This is a genomic window from Streptomyces sp. NPDC021562, assembly GCF_040640875.1.
In the GTDB taxonomy this organism is placed as follows: domain Bacteria; phylum Actinomycetota; class Actinomycetes; order Streptomycetales; family Streptomycetaceae; genus Streptomyces.
In genome coordinates, this window is record NZ_JBFACN010000012.1 from 1 (window position 1) to 16,986 (window position 16,986).

A 16,986-nucleotide genomic window follows, 5' to 3' on the forward strand; every position below is an offset into this window, starting at 1 on the left:
GTAGCCGAAGCCCGGCTCCAGCGGCTCGATCACGAACCGGGAGCGGAACTCGTCGACGACCTCTTCGGTCAACGAGGGACGCTGAGCGATCAGCATGTGTGGATCAGATCCTTCTTTCGTGGACGCCCGCTATTTGACGCCCGACGGAACCGCGCCCGTGAAGGACGCGGGTATTGCAAGGGTACGGGCGGTACACCCCTTACGGAGCCGTACCGCCCGGCCAACCCTGCGAAGCGACGTCAGACGCGGCGGCGCTTCGGCGGACGGCAGCCGTTGTGCGGGGTCGGGGTGACGTCCTGGATGGAGCCGACCTCGAGGCCCGTGGCCTGCAGGGAGCGGATCGCGGTCTCACGACCGGAACCCGGGCCCTTCACGAACACGTCGACCTTGCGCATGCCGTGCTCCTGGGCGCGGCGGGCAGCCGACTCGGCGGCCATCTGCGCGGCGAACGGCGTGGACTTCCGGGAGCCCTTGAAGCCGACGTGGCCGGCGGAGGCCCAGGAGATCACGTTGCCGGACGGGTCCGTGATGGAGACGATCGTGTTGTTGAACGTGCTCTTGATGTGCGCGTGGCCGTGAGCGACGTTCTTCTTTTCCTTGCGGCGCACCTTCTTGGCAGCGCCCTGACGACCCTTGGGGGGCATCTACAAACTCCTACGGGGAGGTGGTCGGTCCTACAGCGAAGACCGCTGATGAAGCGTTGTCCGCTGAGGACTACTTCTTGCCCGGCTTCTTCTTGCCGGCGATGGCGCGACGCGGACCCTTGCGGGTGCGGGCGTTGGTGCTGGTGCGCTGACCGCGGACGGGCAGGCCGCGACGGTGACGCAGACCCTGGTAGCAGCCGATCTCGACCTTGCGGCGGATGTCGGCCTGGATCTCGCGACGGAGGTCACCCTCGGTCTTGATGTTGTTGTCGACGTACTCACGAATCGCGACGAGCTGCTCTTCGGTGAGGTCCCGGACACGGGTGTTCGGGTCGATGCCGGTCTCGGCCAGCGTCTGCTGGGAGAGTGTCCGGCCGATGCCGAACACGTAGGTGAGGGCGACCTCCACGCGCTTTTCGCGCGGGATGTCAACACCGGAAACGCGTGCCATTCAATGGCTCCTGGTGATCTTCGGAGGTCTTCCGCAGAACCGGCTCCCAGCCGCCGTACCAGGTACGAACTGGGTCCCCGGCCTCCGAACCGGGGGTGTCAGGCACCTTCGGCGCCTGGGTCCTGCGTATGAACAAATTCAGCTTGCGTCGCGCGAATCTCTGCGGGTGCAGAGGGATCGGTCGTGCGTCAGCCCTGGCGCTGCTTGTGGCGCGGGTTCTCGCAGATGACCATGACCCGACCGTGACGGCGGATCACCCTGCACTTGTCGCAGATCTTCTTGACGCTCGGCTTGACCTTCATGGTGAGGTTCTCCGGGTCAGTGCCACCACCCCGCAAGGATCCGGGGTGCGGGCAAGATCTACTTGTAGCGGTAGACGATCCGGCCACGCGTCAGGTCGTACGGAGACAGCTCCACCACGACCCGGTCGTCAGGGAGGATGCGGATGTAGTGCATGCGCATCTTGCCGCTGATGTGTGCCAGGACCTGGTGGCCGTTCTGGAGCTCGACCTTGAACATGGCGTTCGGAAGAGACTCGACGACAGTGCCCTCGATCTCGATGGCACCTTGCTTCTTGGCCACGCTTCGCCCTTCGAATCGACTACCTTGATCGACTCCCGCACTGTCCCTTACGGGCGCATGCGGACATGCGGGTGCACGAGAGCCGACGAGTCAGTCTACGTCAGCGCACCCGGAAAGACGAATCGAGAAAGCCTGCCCCACCCGGCAGATCATTAAGCACGCGCAAGTGAAGCGCCCCATAGGGGCGCGGGGAACTGCGCGACAGGCCCCCACCGGGCCGCAGTGTGGCGAAATGCTCAGCCCAGCGGATCCGGCGCAGCCGTGATCCCGTGCTCGGCCAGCTTGGCCTTACCGCCGTCGGGAGCCGTCAGCACCAGCGGCCCCTCCTCGGTCAGCGCGACACTGTGCTCCCAGTGCGACGACCACGTACCGTCCGTGGTGATCACGGTCCAGTCGTCCGAGAGGACCTCCGTCCGCGGCGTCCCCAGCGACACCATCGGCTCGATGGCCAGGCAGAACCCGGGGACCAGCTTCGGCCCCTTGCCCCGCCGCCGGTCCACGTAGTTCAGCAGGTGCGGGTCCATGTGCATCTCGGTGCCGATGCCGTGACCGCCGTAGTCCTCGATGATCCCGTACTTGCCGCCGCCCGGCTTCGGCTGCCGGCGGATGTACGTCTCGATCGCCCGCGACACATCCACCAGGCGGTTGCCCTGCTTCATCGCCGCGATGCCGGCCCACATCGACTCCTCGGTCACCCGGGAGAGCTCGATCAGCTCGGGAGCGTGCCCGGAGCCCACGAACGCGGTGTACGCGGCGTCGCCGTGCCAGCCGTCGACGATCGCGCCGCAGTCGATGGAGATGATGTCGCCGTCCTTCAGGACGACGTCCTCGGAGGGGATGCCGTGGACGACCACGTCGTTGACGGACGTGCAGATGGTGGCGGGGAAGCCCCCGTACCCGAGGAAGTTCGACTTGGCGCCGTGCTCGGCGAGGACCTTGCGGGCCACCTCGTCCAGGTCCCGCGTGCTGGCGCCGGGGACGGCCGCCTCGCGGGTGGCCGCGTGGATGGCGGCCACGACCAGGCCCGCCGCCCGCATCTTGGCGATCTGCTCGGGGCTCTTGATCTGCACCATGGGTGGCCTGCGCTTCCCGTCACTCACGTCAACGTCAACCGGATATGTACACAACAGTACGGCCGCGGCACCCGTGGGGGCACCGCGGCCGGGACCGCCGGGGAACTACTTCTTCTCGTCGTCCTCGTCACGCTTGAGCGCGTGCAGCGCCCGCGTGGTGACCTCGTCGACCGGGCCCAGCGAGGAGATGGTGCGGACCAGCCCCTGCGCCTTGTAGTAGTCGATGATGGGCTCGGTCTGCGTGTGGTAGACCTCCAGCCGCGTGCGGACGGTGTCCTCGGAGTCGTCGTCGCGCTGGTAGAGCTCGCCGCCGCAGACGTCGCAGACGCCCTCGACCTTGGGCGGGGTGTAGGTGACGTGGAAGACGTGGGACGAGTCGTTGCGGCAGATGCGGCGGCCCGCGATCCGCTTGACGACCTCGTCCTCCGAGACCTCCAGGTCCAGGACCGCGTCGAGCTTGATGCCCTCGTTCTTCAGGAGCTCGTCGAGCGCCTCGGCCTGCGACACGTTGCGGGGGAAACCGTCCAGCAGGAAGCCCTTCACGGCGTCCGGCTGCTCCATGCGGTCCTTGGCCATCGCGATGGTGACCTCGTCGGGGACGAGGTTGCCGGCGTCCATGTAGGACTTCGCGAGTTTCCCGAGCTCCGTCTGCTGGCTGATGTTGGCGCGGAACAGGTCGCCCGTGGAGATGTGCGGGATGTTCAGCTCCTTGGCAAGGCGAACGGCTTGCGTTCCCTTACCGGCGCCAGGCGGCCCGACGAGGACGATTCGCATCAGCGGAGGAACCCTTCGTAATTGCGCTGCTGGAGCTGGCTCTCGATCTGCTTCACCGTCTCGAGACCCACACCCACGATGATCAGGATGCTGGTGCCACCGAACGGGAAGTTCTGGCTTGCCCCAAAGCCAACCAACGCCATCGTCGGTACGAGAGCGATCAGTCCCAGATACAGCGAACCCGGCCAGGTGATCCGGTTGAGCACGTACGACAGGTACTCAGCGGTCGGTCGGCCAGCCCGGATGCCCGGGATGAAGCCACCATACTTCTTCATGTTGTCGGCTACTTCCTCGGGGTTGAAGGAGATAGCGACGTAGAAGAACGCGAAGAAAACGATGAGCAAGAAGTACAGGGTGATGTAGATCGGGTGGTCACCCTTGGTCAGGTTCGTGGAGATCCACTGCTTCCAGCCCGAGTTCCCGCCGGCGAACTGCGCCACCAGGGCGGGGATGTACAGCAGCGACGAGGCGAAGATCACCGGGATCACACCGGCCTGGTTCACCTTGAGCGGGATGTACGTCGACGTACCGCCGTAGGAGCGACGGCCGATCATGCGCTTCGCGTACTGGACGGGGATCCGGCGCTGCGCCTGCTCCACGAAGACCACCAGGGCGACCATGACCAGGCCGACCGCGATCACGGTGCCGAACTCGATCCAGCCGCCGGCCAGGGTGCCCTGCTTCTTGATGGCCCACAGCGCGGACGGGAAGGTGGCGGCGATCGAGATGAACATCAGGATCGACATGCCGTTGCCGATGCCGCGGTCGGTGATCAGCTCACCGAGCCACATGACGACGGCCGTACCGGCGGTCATGCAGATGACCATCGTGATGGTGGTGAAGATCGCCTGGTCCGGGACGATGCTGGAGGCGACCGTGCAGCCGTTGAAGAGGGCGCCGCTGCGGGCGGTGGCGACGAGGCCGGTGCCCTGCAGGATGGCGAGGGCCACCGTCAGGTAGCGGGTGTACTGGGTGATCTTCGCCGTACCGGCCTGGCCCTCCTTCTTCAGGGCCTCCAGGCGCGGGATGACCACCGTCAGCAGCTGAAGGATGATGCTGGCCGTGATGTACGGCATGATGCCGAGCGCGAAGATCGTGATCTGGAGCAGCGCGCCGCCGCTGAACATGTTGACGAGACCGAACAGGCCCTGGTTGCCGGAGGCCTCGTTCACACACGTCTGGACGGCTTTGTAGTTGACGCCGGGGATCGGGATGTGGGTGCCGACCCGGTAGACCACGATGATGGCCAGCGTGAAGAGCAGCTTCTTGCGCAGGTCGGGCGTCCTGAACGCCCGGGCGAACGCGGTGAGCACGGTGCCTCCTGCGACCCCCGCGCAACTGCGTCAAGGGTGACGGTCTTGAGGTTCGACGAATGGGAAAAAGAACAGTGCTGGCCACCTTACCGGCCGTACTGCCCCCCTAGGAACGACCAACCGGGGATACCCCATTGTGAGGTATCCCCGGTCGGGAGTTGCTTACGTCATCGAGACGTCCGAAGGACTCAGACGAGCTCGGTGACGGTGCCGCCGGCGGCGGTGATCTTCTCCTTGGCGGAGCCGGAGACGGCGTCGACCGTCACCTGCAGCGCCACGGAGACCTCACCCTGGCCGAGGACCTTGACGAGCGCGTTCTTGCGAACGGCACCCTTGGCCACCAGACCCTCGACGGTGACCTCGCCACCCTCGGGGTACAGCGTGGCCAGCTTGTCGAGGTTCACGACCTGGTACTCGGTCTTGAACGGGTTCTTGAAGCCCTTCAGCTTCGGGAGACGCATGTGGAGGGGCATCTGGCCACCCTCGAAGCGCTCCGGAACCTGGTAACGGGCCTTCGTACCCTTGGTACCACGACCGGCCGTCTTACCCTTCGACGCCTCACCACGACCGACACGGGTCTTGGCGGTCTTGGCGCCCGGGGCGGGACGGAGGTTGTGGATCTTGAGCGGGTTCTGCTCCGCCATGATCAGTCGACCTCCTCGACCGTCACGAGGTGGCGGACGGTGTGCACCATGCCGCGGAACTCGGGGCGGTCCTCCTTGACGACCTGCGTGTTGATGCCCTTGAGACCAAGGGAACGCAGGGTGTCACGGTGGTTCTGCTTGCTGCCGATGTAGGACTTGACCTGCGTGATCTTGAGCTGTGCCATGATCACACACCCGCCCCGGCACGCGCACGCAGCAGGGCCGCGGGGGCGACGTCCTCGAGGGGCAGACCACGGCGGGCCGCGATCTCCTCGGGACGCTGCAGACCCTTCAGGGCCGCCACGGTCGCGTGCACGATGTTGATCGCGTTGTCGGAGCCGAGCGACTTCGACAGCACGTCGTGGATACCGGCGCACTCGAGCACGGCGCGCACCGGACCACCGGCGATAACACCGGTACCGGGGGACGCGGGCTTGAGCAGGACGACGCCGGCAGCCTTCTCACCCTGGATCGGGTGCGGGATGGTGCCCTGGATACGGGGGACCTTGAAGAAGTGCTTCTTGGCCTCCTCAACGCCCTTGGCGATGGCGGCCGGCACCTCCTTGGCCTTGCCGTAACCGACACCCACGGTGCCGTCACCGTCGCCCACCACGACCAGCGCGGTGAAGCTGAAGCGACGACCACCCTTCACAACCTTGGCGACGCGGTTGATCGCGACAACGCGCTCAACGTACGCGGTCTTCTCGGCGGCAGCAGCGCCGCCGTCACGGCCCTTCCGGTCCCGCCGCTCGCCGCCACCGGCACCGCCACCGCGGCGCTGGGGTCCAGCCATTGGATTACCTCTCTCTTTCCGCTAGCTACAAGCGGCTCAGAACTTGAGCCCGGCCTCGCGGGCGGCGTCCGCCAGGGCGGCGATGCGCCCGGCGTACTGGTTACCACCACGGTCGAACACCACGGCCTCGACACCGGCGGCCTTGGCACGCTCGGCGACCAGGGCGCCGACCTGCTTGGCCTGCGCGGACTTGTCGCCCTCGCCACCGCGGACCGACGCGTCCAGGGTGGACGCGGAAGCCAGGGTGTGGCCCTTCAGGTCGTCGATCACCTGCGCCACGATGTGGCGGTTGGAGCGGGTCACGACCAGACGGGGACGCTCCGCCGTACCGGAGATGTTCTTGCGGATCCGGATGTGACGGCGCTTGATCGCGGCGCGCTTGTAGGCGTCGCCCTTGAGGATCTTCTGCCCGTATGCCATGGCTTACTTACCCGCCTTTCCGACCTTGCGGCGGATGACTTCGCCCTCGTACTTGACGCCCTTGGCCTTGTACGGGTCGGGCTTGCGCAGCTTGCGGATGTTGGCCGCGACCTCGCCGACCTTCTGCTTGTCGATGCCCTCGACCGAGAAACGGGTCGGAGCCTCGACCTTGAAGGTGATGCCCTCGGGGGCCTCGACCAGGATCGGGTGGCTGTAACCGAGCGCGAACTCGAGGTTCGAGCCCTTGGCGGTCACGCGGTAACCGACACCGCTGATCTCGAGCTTCTTCACGTAACCCTGGGTCACGCCGGTGATCATGTTCGCCACCAGCGTGCGGGACAGGCCGTGCAGGGCCTTGCTCTGACGCTCGTCGTTGGGGCGGGTCACCGCGAGAGTGCCGTCCTCGCCCTTGGCGATGTCGATCGGTGCCACGACGGTGTGGGTCAGCTCGCCCTTGGGGCCCTTGACCTTCACCGTGCGGCCGTCGATGGTGACGTCCACGCCGGCGGGAACCGCGATGGGGAGCTTGCCGATGCGCGACATAGCTGTTTCCTCCGTTCCCTTCTGCTACCAGACGTAGGCGAGGACTTCCCCACCCACGCCCTTCTTGCCGGCCTGCTTGTCGGTGAGGAGCCCGTGCGACGTGGAGATGATCGCCACGCCCAGGCCGCCGAGCACCTTCGGCAGGTTGGTGGACTTCGCGTACACCCGGAGACCGGGCTTGGAGATGCGCTTGATGCCCGCGATGGAGCGCTCACGGTTGGGACCGAACTTCAGGTCCAGGACGAGGTTCTTGCCGACCTCGGCGTCCTCGACCTTCCAGCCCGTGATGAAGCCCTCCTGCTGGAGGATCTCCGCGATGTGAGACTTGATCTTGGACGCCGGCATCGTCACGGAGTCGTGGTATGCCGAGTTCGCGTTCCGCAGACGCGTAAGCATGTCTGCGATCGGATCAGTCATGGTCATGAATTGGCCTTCGGCCTCTCTCGCCGGGGTTTCCTGGTGCGCCATCCCTCTCCCCGATCCGAGACGGGACGGGTGCGGCGCGGTGGACCTACGGCGTAGTAAGTCGTACGGGCGTCAGGCGCCCAACCCTCCAAGCCTAAGCCATGAAGGGGCGGGCACCTGACACGCCCATTGCTTACCGAGAGCCTCTGAAATCCCTAAAAGCGGGGATTACCAGGAGCTCTTGGTCACGCCCGGCAGCTCGCCACGGTGAGCCATCTCACGAAGGCACACGCGGCAGAGGCCGAACTTGCGGTACACGGAGTGCGGACGGCCGCAGCGCTGGCAGCGCGTGTAGCCACGCACACCGAACTTGGGCTTGCGAGCAGCCTTGGCAATCAGAGCCTTCTTCGCCATCTCGCTCACGCCTCCTTGAACGGGAAGCCGAGGTGACGAAGGAGCGCACGGCCCTCAGCGTCGTTGGTCGCCGTGGTGACCACGGTGATGTCCATGCCCCGGGTACGGTCGATCTTGTCCTGGTCGATCTCGTGGAACATGACCTGCTCCGTGAGACCGAAGGTGTAGTTGCCACGGCCGTCGAACTGCTTGGGGGACAGACCACGGAAGTCGCGGATGCGCGGGAGCGCGAGCGACAGGGTGCGGTCCAGGAACTCCCACATGCGGTCGCCACGGAGCGTGACGTGGGCACCGATCGGCTGGCCCTCACGCAGCTTGAACTGCGCGATGGACTTGCGGGCCTTGGTGACCTGCGGCTTCTGGCCGGTGATCGTGGTGAGGTCGCGGATGGCGCCCTCGATCAGCTTGGAGTCACGGGCGGCGTCGCCGACACCCATGTTGACCACGATCTTGACGAGGCCGGGGATCTGCATGACGTTCTCGTACTTGAACTCGTCACGCATCTTGCCCGCGATCTCGTCGCGGTACTTCTGCTTCAGACGCGGAGTGGTGGTGGTAGCCATCAGATGTCCTCACCCGTCCGCTTGGCAACGCGGATCTTGTTGCCTTCGTCGTCGAAGCGGTAACCGACACGCGTGACGACCTTGTTGCCGTCCTTCTCCACGACCAGCTGGACGTTGGAGACGTGGATCGGCGCCTCGGTGGTGACGATGCCGCCGGCCTGGGAACCGCGAGCGGTCGGACCGGCCTTGGTGTGCTTCTTGACCCGGTTGACACCCTCGACCAGGACGCGGTCCTCGCGGGGGAAGGCCGCGATGACCTTGCCCTGCTTGCCCTTGTCCTTACCGGTGATGACCTGGACCAGGTCGCCCTTCTTGATCTTCATGCTTACAGCACCTCCGGCGCGAGCGAGATGATCTTCATGAACTTCTTCTCGCGCAGCTCACGCCCGACCGGGCCGAAGATGCGGGTGCCGCGAGGGTCGCCGTCGTTCTTCAGAATGACGGCGGCGTTCTCGTCGAAGCGGATGTACGAGCCGTCCGGACGGCGGCGCTCCTTGACGGTGCGAACGATGACCGCCTTGATGACGTCACCCTTCTTCACGTTGCCGCCGGGGATCGCGTCCTTGACCGTGGCGACGATGACGTCACCGATGCCCGCGTAGCGGCGACCGGAGCCACCGAGCACACGGATGCAAAGGATCTCCTTCGCACCAGTGTTGTCGGCGACGCGCAGTCGCGACTCCTGCTGGATCACGTCTATCTCCTGTGTGTCTGCCGGTTCCCGGGGCGGGCGGGCGAGTGCTCACCCGCCCCGAGCCTGGCGGAACTGTCCTGCGAGGAATGCCCCGCAGGAGACTTACTTGGCCTTCTCGAGGATCTCGACGACGCGCCAGCGCTTCGTCGCGGACAGCGGCCGGGTCTCCATGAGGAGGACGCGGTCGCCGACGCCCGCGGCGTTCTGCTCGTCGTGCGCCTTGAGCTTGTTGGTACGGCGGATGACCTTGCCGTACAGCGCGTGCTTGACGCGGTCCTCGACGGCGACGACGACGGTCTTGTCCATCTTGTCGCTGACGACGAGACCCTCACGGGTCTTGCGGAAGCTGCTGCGCGCCTCGGTGTTCTCGTTCACGTTGCTCTCGCTCATCAGGCGCTCTCCACCGTTTCGATGCCCAGCTCACGCTCGCGCATCAGGGTGTAGATCCGCGCGATGTCCTTGCGGACCGCCTTCAGACGGCCATGGTTCTCAAGCTGTCCGGTCGCCGCCTGGAAGCGGAGGTTGAACAGCTCTTCCTTGGCCTCGCGGAGCTTGCCGAGAAGCTCCTCGTTGCCCAGCTCGCGCAGCTCGGACGCCTTGGTACCGGCCGACATCACGCTTCACCTGCCTCGCGCTTGACGATCCGGCACTTCATCGGCAGCTTGTGGGCTGCGCGAGTGAGGGCCTCACGCGCAATCTTCTCGTTGGGGTACGACAGCTCGAACATCACGCGTCCGGGCTTGACGTTGGCGATCCACCACTCCGGAGAACCCTTACCGGAACCCATGCGGGTCTCGGCGGGCTTCTTGGTGAGCGGACGGTCCGGGTAGATGTTGATCCAGACCTTGCCACCACGCTTGATGTGACGCGTCATGGCGATACGAGCGGCCTCGATCTGACGGTTCGTCACGTACGCCGGGGTGAGCGCCTGGATGCCGTACTCGCCGAACGCAACCGTCGTGCCACCCTTGGCAGCGCCGCTGCGTCCGGGGTGGTGCTGCTTGCGGTGCTTGACCCTACGGGGGATCAGCATGTCGGTCAGGCCTCCGTTCCGGTGCTCTCAGCCGGAGCGGCGGCGGGGGCCTCGGCCTTGGGGGCCTCGGCGCCGGCAGCCTGCTGCGGCTTGCGACCGCGCCGCTCGCCACCGCGGCCACCACGGGCCGGGCGGTCGGCAGCGCCGCCACCACGGGCCGGGCGGTTGCCGGCACGGGCTGCGGCGTTCTCGGCGCGGACCTCGGCGATGTTCTTGACGTCGCCCTTGTAGATCCAGACCTTCACACCGATGCGGCCGAAGGTCGTCTTGGCCTCGAAGAAGCCGTAGTCCACGTTCGCACGGAGCGTGTGCAGGGGCACGCGGCCCTCGCGGTAGAACTCCGAGCGGGACATCTCGGCGCCGCCGAGGCGGCCACCGCACTGGATCTTGATGCCCTTGGCGCCCGCCTTCATCGCCGACTGCATGCTCTTGCGCATGGCACGGCGGAAGGAGACGCGGGAGGAGAGCTGCTCGGCGACGGCCTGGGCCACCAGCTGAGCGTCGGTCTCCGGGTTCTTGACCTCGAGGATGTTCAGCTGGACCTGCTTGCCGGTCAGCTTCTCCAGGTCACCGCGGATGCGGTCGGCCTCGGCGCCGCGGCGGCCGATGACGATGCCCGGACGCGCCGTGTGGATGTCCACGCGGACACGGTCACGGGTGCGCTCGATCTCCACCTTCGAGATGCCGGCGCGCTCCATGCCGGACGTCATCATCCGACGGATGGCGACGTCTTCCTTGACGTAGTCCTTGTACAGCTTGTCGGCGTACCAGCGGGACTTGAAGTCCGTGGTGACACCGAGCCGGAACCCATGCGGGTTAACCTTCTGGCCCATTACCGGGTTCCTTCCTTGCTGCTGACGACCACGGTGATGTGGCTGGTCCGCTTGCGGATCCGGTAGGCACGGCCCTGGGCACGCGGACGGAACCGCTTCAGGGTCGGGCCCTCGTCGACGTACGCCTCGGAGATGAAGAGGCTGTCGGCGTCGGTGTGGTCGTAGTTGTGCGCGGCGTTGGCGATGGCGCTGTCGAGCACCTTGCCGACCGGCACGGAGGCTGCCTGCGGAGCGAATCGCAGAACAGCCTGAGCCTCCGTGGCATCCATGCCACGGATAAGGTCCACCACGCGGCGGGCCTTCATGGGCGTAACGCGGATGTACCGCGCCTGGGCCCTGGCTTCCATGGTTGTCCCTCTCAGTTACTTACGTGTCTGAATGCGATCCGCTACTAGCGGCGCTTCGACTTCCGGTCGTCCTTGACGTGGCCGCGGAAGGTGCGGGTCGGCGAGAACTCGCCGAGCTTGTGGCCGACCATCGACTCGGTGACGAACACCGGGATGTGGGTCTTGCCGTTGTGCACCGCGATCGTGTGGCCGAGCATGGCCGGGACGATCATCGAGCGACGGGACCAGGTCTTGATGACGTTCTTGGTGCCGGCTTCGTTCTGGACATCCACCTTCTTGATCAGGTGGTCGTCGACGAAGGGCCCCTTCTTCAAGCTACGCGGCATCTCAACCCGTCCTTAGCGCTTCTTGTTCGTCTTGCGGCGGCGGACGATGTACTTGTTCGACGCCTTCTTGGGCGAACGAGTACGGCCTTCCTTCTTGCCCCACGGGGACACAGGGTGGCGACCACCGGAGGTCCGGCCCTCACCACCACCGTGCGGGTGGTCGACCGGGTTCATCACGACACCGCGGACGGTCGGGCGGACGCCCAGCCACCGCTTGCGGCCGGCCTTGCCCCAGTTGATGTTGGACTGCTCGGCGTTGCCGACCTCACCGACGGTGGCGCGGCAGCGCGCGTCCACCATGCGGATCTCGCCGGACGGCATACGGAGGGTCGCCATGGCGCCCTCACGGGCGAGCAGCTGCACCGAGGCACCCGCGGAACGGGCGAACTTGGCGCCACCACCGGGACGGAGCTCGATCGCGTGGATCGTGGTACCGACCGGGATGTTGCGGAGGGCCAGGTTGTTGCCCGGCTTGATGTCGGCCCCGGGGCCGTTCTCCACGGTGTCGCCCTGCTGCAGGTTGCGCGGGGCGAGGATGTAGCGCTTCTCGCCGTCCGCGTAGTGCAGCAGCGCGATGCGCGCGGTGCGGTTGGGGTCGTACTCGATGTGCGCGACCTTCGCCGGCACGCCGTCCTTGTCGTGACGACGGAAGTCGATCACTCGGTAGGCGCGCTTGTGTCCGCCACCCTGGTGGCGAACGGTCACACGACCGGCGTTGTTACGGCCGCCCTTGCTGTGCAGGGGGCGGACCAGCGACTTCTCCGGCGTGGACCGCGTGACCTCGACGAAGTCGGCGACGCTGGCGCCACGACGGCCCGGCGTAGTCGGCTTGTACTTGCGGATTCCCATTTCTCAGTCCTCGTCCGATATCGGACGATCCGACCCGCTTACGCGGTCGGACCGCCGAAGATGTCGATACGGTCGCCCTCGGCAAGGGTCACGATCGCGCGCTTGCTGCCGGCACGCTGACCGAAACCGGTCTTCGTGCGCTTGCGCTTGCCCTGGCGGTTGAGCGTGTTGACCCCGGTGACCGTGACCGAGAAGACCGCCTGGACGGCCTGCTTGATCTGGGTCTTGTTGGCGTTCGGGGCGACGATGAACGTGTACTTGTTCTCGTCGAGGAGCGCGTAGCTCTTCTCCGAGACGACCGGCTTCAGCAGGACGTCACGGGGGTCCGTGTACGACTTGCTCAGCGGCGTCTCGACGGTGTTCTTGCCCTCGGCCTCGTGGCGGCGGGCCTTCGCGACGCGCGCGGCCTTGGCGGCCTTGGCGGCCTTCGAGGCGATGCTGGGGTGACGGATGGCCATCAGACCTCGGTCCCTTCGGTGTCGTTGGCCTTCGGGCCGGCGACGAAGGACTCGAGAGCGGCCTGGGTGAAGACCACGTCGTCCGAGACGATCACGTCGTACGTGTTCAGCTGGCCCGGCTCCAGGATGTGGACCTGGGGCAGGTTGCGGGCGGAGAGCCAGGCGGCCTCGTCGGCGCGGTCGACGACCAGGAGCAGGTTCTTGCGCTCCGAGATCTTGCCGAACAGCGCGCGAGCGGCCTTGGTGCTGGGGGTCTCGCCCTCGATCACGCCGGTGACGACGTGAATGCGGTTGTGACGCGCCCGGTCGGTGAGGGCGTGACGCAGAGCGGCAGCCTTCATCTTCTTGGGGGTGCGCTGCGAGTAGTCACGCGGCACGGGGCCGTGCACGACGCCACCACCGGCGAACTGCGGCGCGCGGGTCGAGCCCTGACGGGCGCGGCCGGTGCCCTTCTGGCGGTACGGCTTCTTGCCACCACCACGGACTTCGCCACGGGTCTTGGTCTTGTGCGTGCCCTGACGGGCAGCCGCGTTCTGCGCGACGACGACCTGGTGGATCAGCGGGATGCTGACCTTCTCCACGCCGAAGATCTCCGCGGGGAGCTCGACGCTACCGGTCTTCTCGCCGGCAGGCGAAAGGATGTCAACAGTGCTCATCGGTTACCTCAGGCCCCCTTGGCCGCGGTGCGGACCAGGACGAGGCCGCCGTTCGGACCGGGAACCGCGCCCTTGATGAGCAGCAGACCCTTCTCCGCGTCAACGGCGTGGACGGTCAGGTTCTGGGTGGTGACACGCTCGTTGCCCATGCGACCCGCCATGCGGAGGCCCTTGAACACGCGGCCCGGGGTGGCGCAGCCACCGATGGAACCGGGCGAGCGGTGCTTGCGCTGGGTGCCGTGACCGGCGCCGAGGCCCTTGAAGTTGTGACGCTTCATGACACCGGCGAAGCCCTTGCCCTTGCTCTTGCCGGTGACGTCGACCTTCACGCCGGCCTCGAAGACCTCGGCGGTGACTTCCTGACCGAGGGTGTACTCGGTGGCGTCGGCCGTCCGGATCTCGACGAGGTGGCGACGGGGGGTGACGTCGGCCTTCGCGAAGTGGCCCTTGAGGGGCTTGTTCACCTTGCGCGGGTCGATCTCGCCGAAGGCGAGCTGGACGGACTCGTAGCCGTCGACGTCGTTCGTGCGGACCTGGGTGACGACGTTCGGGCCGGCCTTGACGACGGTGACCGGAACAACACGGTTGTTCTCGTCCCACACCTGCGTCATGCCGAGCTTCTCGCCCAGGATGCCCTTGATCTGCTTAGCCATTCTCAGATCACCGGCCTCAGAGCTTGATCTCGATGTCGACACCGGCCGGGAGGTCGAGTCGCATCAGGGAGTCAACGGTCTTGGGGGTCGGGTCGAGGATGTCGATCAGGCGCTTGTGGGTGCGCATCTCGAAGTGCTCGCGCGAGTCCTTGTACTTGTGCGGCGACTTGATGACGCAGTACACGTTCTTCTCAGTGGGCAGCGGCACCGGGCCCGCGACCGACGCACCAGTGCGGGTCACCGTCTCGACGATCTTCTTCGCCGAGGAGTCGATGACCTCGTGGTCGTAGGCCTTGAGCCGGATGCGGATCTTCTGTCCCGCCATGGCTACTCAGTAGTCCTGTCTCTTCTTACGCTCCGGAACCCGGTGGTTCCGCCTTCTCCTCCGACCCACGCGGTCGGGCGTGTCGCGCTCCCGCTGACACAGATGCCCCTTGTTCGAACATCCCTGCGGGAATGCACACGGCCCTTCCGGAACCGCAGACCGGGGGCGGAAGGCCCACCGGGTGCCTGGCCGGTGCCGCACCGCACTTCCCGAAAGATTCCCGTACGTCCGTCCCAGCGCTGCCGTGGTGGCAGTTAGGACGACGAGTACTGTGGGACTCGCTTCCGGTCCTCCCGGCGGGAGGCGCGCAGCATCAACACTCGACCGAGCAACTCCGACAGTCTGCCATACGGGGCGGGGGGCTGGCCAATCGGGCCGGGGAGCATACCCCCGGAGTGACGAAGGTCAAACCAGGACCCTCCGCAGTGGCGATCCCGAGACCCCGGCCGGTCCCGGCCGCGGCGTAATCCGCTCGCCCCGCGCCACTGCGCACTCCTACGCTGAGCAGGCACAACGGCTGTCACGGGGGACGTTCACCATGCGTACGCACTATCCACGGACCCGGCATCTGCCCTGGTCGCCCGGCGCGACCGCCGACGACCTCCGGGTCACCGACCTGTCCGGTCTGCGCGGCCGCGAGGTCGTCGTGACGGAGAAGCTCGACGGCGAGAACACCACACTTTACGCGGACGGCCTGCACGCCCGTTCGCTGGATTCGGCCCCGCACCCCTCCCGGACCTGGGTCAAGGCGCTCCAGGCCCGCATCGGCCACGCGATCCCGGACGGGTGGCGGGTGTGCGGGGAGAACATGTTCGCCCGGCACTCGATCGCGTACGACGAACTGGAGAGCTGTTTCTACGGCTTCTCGGTGTGGGACGGGCAGGGCCGCTGCCTGGACTGGGACCGGACGGTGGTCTTCCTGCGCGGGCTCGGCGTCCCCGTTCCCCGGGTGCTGTGGCGGGGCGTGTTCGACGAGCGGGCGCTGCGCGCCCTGCGGCTGGACCCCGAGCGGCAGGAGGGGTACGTCGTCCGGGTCGCGGACGGGTTCGACGCGCCGGAGTTCGGGGAGCGCGTGGCCAAGTGGGTGCGCGCGGGACACGTGCGGACGGACACGCACTGGATGCACGCGGCCGTCGTGGAGAACCGGCTAGGGGCGGGGGCGGCCCTGTGGGCGGTCCGGTCCGGAGCTGCCGTCGACGTGCGGGCGCTGGAGAACGCCGTGGGGCTGCCCGGCGAGGGCGACGCACGGGCCGTCGACCGCTTCGATCCGGCGGGGCGGTTGGGGGACGACCGACTGGCCGGCGTCCTGGCCGCGCTGCTGCACGGCGCGCGGCGGGGGCGGCTGGCGGCGCGGCTCGCCCCGCTGACGGGCCTGCCGCTCGCGCGCCGGGTCGCCGACCTCGTGGGGCTGCACCCGGCGCTGCACCGGCCGTATCCGGACGAGGACCGGCGGACCGGCCTGGTGCGCCTTTCGTACGCCGCCGACCTGGGCCTGCTGCACGCGGTCGCCCGGGCCACGGCGGGCACGCGGGAGGCGCGCGAGCAGGTGGAGTGGTCGGCGCTGCACGCCGAGGACGTACGGAGCCTCGGCCTGCGGGAGACGTTCGCCGGGCTGCCGGCCGACACGGCCGCCCGGTGCCGGGCCGAGGCCCGGGAGGCGTACGCGCTGGGGCGGATCGGCAGTGCCGACGAGGCCGTCGCCGCGACCTGGCGATGGCGGTCCGGCGTGTTCCCGAGGCTGATCCAGACGGTCGGTCCGGCCGGCAGCGGCAAGAGCACCTTCGCGCGGGGACTGGCGGGCGTGGACGCCTACGTCTCCCTGGACGACCTGCGCGAGGCGCGTGGCTCACGCGCCGACCAGCGGGCCAACGGCGAGGTGCTCCGCGACGGGCTCGACCGGCTGGACCGGGCCCTGGCCGGCGGCGGGACCGTGGTGTGGGACGCCACGTCCCTCACCCAGCAGCAGCGCTCGCTGGTGCACGGCATCGCCCACCGCCGGGACGCCCTGATCACCCATGCCGTGGTCCTGGTCGACGAGGACGAACTGGTACGGCGCAACACCCGCCGCGAGCACCCGGTGCCGCCCGACGTGCTCACCGGCCAGCTGCGGCGCTTCGTCCCGCCGTATCCCGGCGACGCCCACCGCACCTGGTACATCGGGGCGGCCGGGACCGTGGAAGAAGAGGTCTGACG

Annotated in this window: 29 protein-coding genes; 1 reads left to right on the plus strand and 28 read right to left on the minus strand. The window is 67.3% G+C overall.

What is annotated here, in order from left to right; all coding sequences use genetic code 11:
* Positions 1-239 precede the first annotated feature (239 nt).
* The 28 genes from rpsK to rpsJ form a co-directional block, all read right to left on the minus strand.
* Entirely contained in the window at positions 240-644 is a 405-nt protein-coding gene (gene rpsK / locus AB0G52_RS19635) for a 30S ribosomal protein S11 (RefSeq protein ID WP_003956432.1), read from the minus strand.
* A gap of 70 nt (positions 645-714) precedes the next feature.
* Positions 715-1,095 carry a 30S ribosomal protein S13 gene (rpsM, locus tag AB0G52_RS19640; protein ID WP_031167100.1) on the minus strand — a complete coding sequence of 127 codons (381 nt, stop codon included), beginning with the start codon at positions 1,093-1,095 and terminating at the stop codon, positions 715-717.
* A gap of 188 nt (positions 1,096-1,283) precedes the next feature.
* Positions 1,284-1,397: a 50S ribosomal protein L36 gene (gene rpmJ, locus AB0G52_RS19645; RefSeq protein ID WP_003998809.1), complete on the minus strand. Its 114-nt coding sequence runs from the start codon at positions 1,395-1,397 to the stop codon at positions 1,284-1,286.
* Positions 1,398-1,455: 58 nt separating this feature from the next.
* Positions 1,456-1,677, minus strand: coding sequence for a translation initiation factor IF-1 (infA, locus tag AB0G52_RS19650; protein WP_003948620.1), 222 nt, complete (start codon positions 1,675-1,677; stop codon positions 1,456-1,458).
* Between the two features lie 236 nt (positions 1,678-1,913).
* On the minus strand, positions 1,914-2,750 hold the full coding sequence (map, locus tag AB0G52_RS19655) for a type I methionyl aminopeptidase (RefSeq protein WP_132890192.1): 837 nt from the start codon (positions 2,748-2,750) through the stop codon (positions 1,914-1,916).
* Positions 2,751-2,855: 105 nt separating this feature from the next.
* Positions 2,856-3,524, minus strand: a complete 669-nt coding sequence (locus AB0G52_RS19660; RefSeq protein ID WP_132890193.1) for an adenylate kinase — start codon at positions 3,522-3,524, stop codon at positions 2,856-2,858.
* A complete protein-coding gene (gene secY / locus AB0G52_RS19665; protein ID WP_132890194.1) occupies positions 3,524-4,837 on the minus strand; it encodes a preprotein translocase subunit SecY in 1,314 nt (437 codons plus the stop codon). The genes AB0G52_RS19660 and secY overlap by 1 nt, the downstream gene beginning before the upstream one ends.
* A 188-nt stretch (positions 4,838-5,025) precedes the next feature.
* Positions 5,026-5,481, minus strand: a complete 456-nt coding sequence (gene rplO / locus AB0G52_RS19670) for a 50S ribosomal protein L15 (RefSeq protein WP_132890195.1) — start codon at positions 5,479-5,481, stop codon at positions 5,026-5,028.
* A gap of 2 nt (positions 5,482-5,483) precedes the next feature.
* Positions 5,484-5,666, minus strand: a complete 183-nt coding sequence (gene rpmD / locus AB0G52_RS19675) for a 50S ribosomal protein L30 (RefSeq protein WP_003974250.1) — start codon at positions 5,664-5,666, stop codon at positions 5,484-5,486.
* A 2-nt stretch (positions 5,667-5,668) separates the two neighbouring features.
* A complete protein-coding gene (gene rpsE / locus AB0G52_RS19680) occupies positions 5,669-6,274 on the minus strand; it encodes a 30S ribosomal protein S5 (RefSeq protein ID WP_030860989.1) in 606 nt (201 codons plus the stop codon).
* 36 nt (positions 6,275-6,310) lie between these two features.
* A complete protein-coding gene (rplR, locus tag AB0G52_RS19685) occupies positions 6,311-6,694 on the minus strand; it encodes a 50S ribosomal protein L18 (RefSeq protein WP_020941679.1) in 384 nt (127 codons plus the stop codon).
* Between the two features lie 3 nt (positions 6,695-6,697).
* The gene (gene rplF / locus AB0G52_RS19690) at positions 6,698-7,237 is read right to left on the minus strand and encodes a 50S ribosomal protein L6 (protein WP_046732374.1); all 540 of its coding nucleotides are present in this window, start codon (positions 7,235-7,237) and stop codon (positions 6,698-6,700) included.
* 24 nt (positions 7,238-7,261) lie between these two features.
* On the minus strand, positions 7,262-7,660 hold the full coding sequence (rpsH, locus tag AB0G52_RS19695; protein WP_030420829.1) for a 30S ribosomal protein S8: 399 nt from the start codon (positions 7,658-7,660) through the stop codon (positions 7,262-7,264).
* Positions 7,661-7,870: 210 nt separating this feature from the next.
* Positions 7,871-8,056 carry a type Z 30S ribosomal protein S14 gene (locus tag AB0G52_RS19700; protein ID WP_003948630.1) on the minus strand — a complete coding sequence of 62 codons (186 nt, stop codon included), beginning with the start codon at positions 8,054-8,056 and terminating at the stop codon, positions 7,871-7,873.
* Positions 8,057-8,061: 5 nt separating this feature from the next.
* Positions 8,062-8,619: a 50S ribosomal protein L5 gene (gene rplE / locus AB0G52_RS19705; RefSeq protein ID WP_132890196.1), complete on the minus strand. Its 558-nt coding sequence runs from the start codon at positions 8,617-8,619 to the stop codon at positions 8,062-8,064.
* Positions 8,619-8,942, minus strand: a complete 324-nt coding sequence (gene rplX, locus AB0G52_RS19710) for a 50S ribosomal protein L24 (protein WP_003992365.1) — start codon at positions 8,940-8,942, stop codon at positions 8,619-8,621. Before rplX ends, rplE begins: the two co-directional genes overlap by 1 nt.
* 2 nt (positions 8,943-8,944) lie before the next feature.
* On the minus strand, positions 8,945-9,313 hold the full coding sequence (gene rplN / locus AB0G52_RS19715; RefSeq protein WP_003992364.1) for a 50S ribosomal protein L14: 369 nt from the start codon (positions 9,311-9,313) through the stop codon (positions 8,945-8,947).
* Between the two features lie 102 nt (positions 9,314-9,415).
* Positions 9,416-9,703 carry a 30S ribosomal protein S17 gene (gene rpsQ / locus AB0G52_RS19720; protein WP_132890197.1) on the minus strand — a complete coding sequence of 96 codons (288 nt, stop codon included), beginning with the start codon at positions 9,701-9,703 and terminating at the stop codon, positions 9,416-9,418.
* A complete protein-coding gene (gene rpmC, locus AB0G52_RS19725) occupies positions 9,703-9,927 on the minus strand; it encodes a 50S ribosomal protein L29 (protein ID WP_030174543.1) in 225 nt (74 codons plus the stop codon). The genes rpsQ and rpmC overlap by 1 nt, the downstream gene beginning before the upstream one ends.
* Positions 9,927-10,346, minus strand: coding sequence for a 50S ribosomal protein L16 (gene rplP / locus AB0G52_RS19730; RefSeq protein WP_007494765.1), 420 nt, complete (start codon positions 10,344-10,346; stop codon positions 9,927-9,929). Before rplP ends, rpmC begins: the two co-directional genes overlap by 1 nt.
* Before the next feature lie 5 nt (positions 10,347-10,351).
* Positions 10,352-11,179 carry a 30S ribosomal protein S3 gene (gene rpsC / locus AB0G52_RS19735; protein ID WP_046732371.1) on the minus strand — a complete coding sequence of 276 codons (828 nt, stop codon included), beginning with the start codon at positions 11,177-11,179 and terminating at the stop codon, positions 10,352-10,354.
* Positions 11,179-11,526, minus strand: coding sequence for a 50S ribosomal protein L22 (rplV, locus tag AB0G52_RS19740; RefSeq protein WP_003974262.1), 348 nt, complete (start codon positions 11,524-11,526; stop codon positions 11,179-11,181). The genes rpsC and rplV overlap by 1 nt, the downstream gene beginning before the upstream one ends.
* Positions 11,527-11,570: 44 nt before the next feature.
* Positions 11,571-11,852, minus strand: coding sequence for a 30S ribosomal protein S19 (gene rpsS, locus AB0G52_RS19745; RefSeq protein WP_003948639.1), 282 nt, complete (start codon positions 11,850-11,852; stop codon positions 11,571-11,573).
* 12 nt (positions 11,853-11,864) lie between these two features.
* On the minus strand, positions 11,865-12,701 hold the full coding sequence (gene rplB, locus AB0G52_RS19750; protein ID WP_041665436.1) for a 50S ribosomal protein L2: 837 nt from the start codon (positions 12,699-12,701) through the stop codon (positions 11,865-11,867).
* A 38-nt stretch (positions 12,702-12,739) separates the two neighbouring features.
* Positions 12,740-13,159: a 50S ribosomal protein L23 gene (rplW, locus tag AB0G52_RS19755; protein WP_132890198.1), complete on the minus strand. Its 420-nt coding sequence runs from the start codon at positions 13,157-13,159 to the stop codon at positions 12,740-12,742.
* Complete coding sequence (rplD, locus tag AB0G52_RS19760) at positions 13,159-13,815, minus strand: 50S ribosomal protein L4 (RefSeq protein WP_132890199.1); 657 nt, start codon at positions 13,813-13,815, stop codon at positions 13,159-13,161. Before rplD ends, rplW begins: the two co-directional genes overlap by 1 nt.
* Positions 13,816-13,823: 8 nt before the next feature.
* Complete coding sequence (gene rplC, locus AB0G52_RS19765; RefSeq protein WP_132890200.1) at positions 13,824-14,468, minus strand: 50S ribosomal protein L3; 645 nt, start codon at positions 14,466-14,468, stop codon at positions 13,824-13,826.
* Positions 14,469-14,484: 16 nt separating this feature from the next.
* Positions 14,485-14,793: a 30S ribosomal protein S10 gene (gene rpsJ / locus AB0G52_RS19770; RefSeq protein WP_003948644.1), complete on the minus strand. Its 309-nt coding sequence runs from the start codon at positions 14,791-14,793 to the stop codon at positions 14,485-14,487.
* Between the two features lie 538 nt (positions 14,794-15,331).
* On the opposite strand from rpsJ, the gene AB0G52_RS19775 reads away from it, so the two are divergent.
* Positions 15,332-16,984: an RNA ligase family protein gene (locus AB0G52_RS19775; protein ID WP_361337545.1), complete on the plus strand. Its 1,653-nt coding sequence runs from the start codon at positions 15,332-15,334 to the stop codon at positions 16,982-16,984.
* Positions 16,985-16,986 lie beyond the last annotated feature (2 nt).